At 75.0% G+C, this 2,520-nt stretch carries 2 protein-coding genes; both read right to left on the bottom strand.

The genetic code is table 11. The annotated features are described in order from the left end of the window. Positions 1 to 130: 130 nt before the first annotated feature. On the bottom strand, positions 131 to 1,303 hold the full coding sequence (locus AADR41_RS41890) for a hypothetical protein (protein ID WP_342287700.1): 1,173 nt from the start codon (positions 1,301 to 1,303) through the stop codon (positions 131 to 133). A gap of 124 nt (positions 1,304 to 1,427) precedes the next feature. Continuing rightward, positions 1,428 to 2,336: a hypothetical protein gene (locus AADR41_RS41885; protein ID WP_342287698.1), complete on the bottom strand. Its 909-nt coding sequence runs from the start codon at positions 2,334 to 2,336 to the stop codon at positions 1,428 to 1,430. Positions 2,337 to 2,520 lie beyond the last annotated feature (184 nt).

Genomic DNA, 2,520 nt, shown 5'->3' with positions numbered 1-2,520 from the left:
GTACGGAAGCTGCTCGCCCGGGCGGAGCCGGCGCAGCCGGTGTACGGGGCGCGGTAGGGCCCGGCCCGCGCGGGTCCGGCGGAGGGGGCCCGGGCGGGACGGCTTCGCGGGTGCCGGTCCGGCGCCGGTGTCACTCCGTGCGCGGGCCCGGGAGGTGGCGCCGCACCTTGCCGCTGGGGTCGGCCGCCAGCCGGTCGGCCCTCCGGTCCACTTCCAGCGGGTCCAGGATGCCCAGGGCCCGCCAGGCCTCGGCGCGTACCCGGGCCCTGGGGTGGGCCGTGAAGTCCAGGATCCGGGGCACGTCGCACGCGCCGCCCAGGTCGGCCAGCCCGCCGAGCGCGCCGATGGCGGTCGCGTCCGGGACGGACGCCGGTGCCAGGGCGTCGCGGTACACCTGCGGCGCGAGATCCTTGTGCCCGCGGGCGTACAGCGTGGCGCGGGCGTGGTATCGGATCCGGGCGTCCGGGTCGAGTACGGCCCGTCGCACCTGTGCCTCGCCCCGAGGGCTGCGGGCCCTGGCCCGCAGGGCCCGCAGACGGATGCGGGGGCTGCTGCTGCCTTCGAGGAGCGGAAGCAGCGCGTCCTGCTGGGCCGGGGTCAGCCGTGAGGAGGTGGCGGTGCGGGCCGCCCACTGCCACAGGGCGGGGTCCCGGGTCGTGAAGGCGGCCCCGACGGCCGCGACCGGATCGGTCCGGGTGAGCCACCGCAGGCAACTTCCGCGCACCAGGGGGTCGTCCGAGCGGGCACCCCGCCACAGCGCGTCCGTCCCGGCGCGGTGGAGAAGGTCCTCCACCGCGGTCAGCACCCGGCCGGCCCGGCCGCGTCCGCGCAGTTGGTCGATCAGGGGGAGGAGACGGACGAGGAGTTCCACGTGTTCGGGGCCCAGCCGGGCGGCCACCGAGCCCTGCGCGAGAGCCCGTACCTGTCCGACCGGGTCGTTCAGCCGCAGCAGGAGGAAGGGAATCGCGAAGGGGTCCTCGGTGGCGGCGAGCCGTGCGACGCCGGCCTCCCGCAGATACCCCGACCGGTCGAACGACATCAGGGCCGCCACGGAGGTGCCGTGCCGCTCGGCCGTCGCGTCGTCCGGCTCCGGATCGCCGGCCAGGGCCCCGGGACCGAGTGCGCCGAGACCGTGGCGCCGGCCGCGGTAGCCCGATTCGATCCGGATCAGTTCGTGCGGGGTCGCCCTTCGGAGCACGCCGTCCAGACGCCGCACCGCCAGGGCGGGATCCTCGTCCCACGAGAGGACCACGCGGACGATGTCGTCCAGAAGCGGCGCCCAGCCGGCCCCCGAGACTGTCACTTCCGTCCACCCCGTCCACCCGTGGTTGTCACCGCTCCGCCCCCGAAGGGTACGGCCGGTGGCACCGCCGGACGGGCCGTACGGCGCAGGAGCCGGGGCCGTCGGTCCGGCGTGGCGGCCCCGTTCAGGTGTCGCAGTCCAGTACTGTGCGGCACAGTCCGCACCGGGCGCGCACCCGGCCCCGTACCGGAACGCGGATGCGCTGGTGGCAGACCGGGCACGCGAAGGCGACCCGCGGCCCGTCCGGGCCGTCCTCGAAGGCGTACGGGAGACCGGGGTCCGCGGAGGTGCCCGGCCGGTCCAGGGCGTGCCGCCGGTCCCTGGCGTAGCGGCGGCGGCCCGCCCAGCCCGCCGCGGTGAGCGGTGGTTGCCGGGTGTCCTGGAGGGCCCGCGCGCGCCCCTTCGTGTAGGCCTCGTACGCCTGCGGGCTGGTGAACCACGGTGACGGGTCCTCGTCGAAGGCGAACGCCCGCTTGGCGAGGACGTACCCGAACTCCTCCGGGGTGAGGTAGCCGAGCTTCTGGCTGGAGACCCGGTCCTCCCGGAAGGCGTCGAGCAGCAGCCACCCCGCGCCCAGGTACGTGGTCACGGTGTCGGTCAGGATCTCGTTGTCCCGCGTACCGGGGAACTCCAGGCCCAGGCGGTGCAGCAGCACATGCGTGACCTCGTGCGAGAGCGCGGCGCCGATGTCCCTGCGGTGGGCGCGGAAGCGGTCGTTGAGCTCGACGAAGTACTCGGGGCCGGCGGTCAGTTCGACCCCGGCGGCGTGCTCCATCGCGCGGAAGCCGACGATCATGCGGGCGTCCGGCAGATGGAGATGCCGGACCACCGCCCGGGCCACCCGCTGGCTGCCGAGATACAGGTCGTCCTGGTCGCCGAAGGCGGCGTCGACGGGCGCGAGGCTCGTGGCGTAGCCGCGGACGCCGTCGTACGACAGCCGCCGGTACAGCGCCGTGATCGCGGACCGGACCGTTGCGAGATGCGGGAAGCCGTGGACCACCGGGCTGCCGGTGCTCCGGCCGCCGTGCGCCATCTGCCACCCCCGTCCGCGAGGTCCGACCGGCTCTCACTGTAGCCGCAGGGCCGCAGATGATCTTGGCCAGAAAGTGATCCTTGTGGGGGTCGTGATCATTTCCCGATAATCCGAACCACGCCTTTGTCGGGAGCATGACTATCGGTGCGGTGCCTGCCGCCCGCGGTCGGCCCCCGGCGCGGGC

This window comes from Streptomyces sp. CLV115, from assembly GCF_038448545.1.
GTDB lineage: Bacteria > Actinomycetota > Actinomycetes > Streptomycetales > Streptomycetaceae > Streptomyces > Streptomyces sanglieri.
The sequence above is the reverse complement of the archived record's forward strand: the minus strand, read 5'-3'. Positions and strand labels throughout refer to the sequence as shown.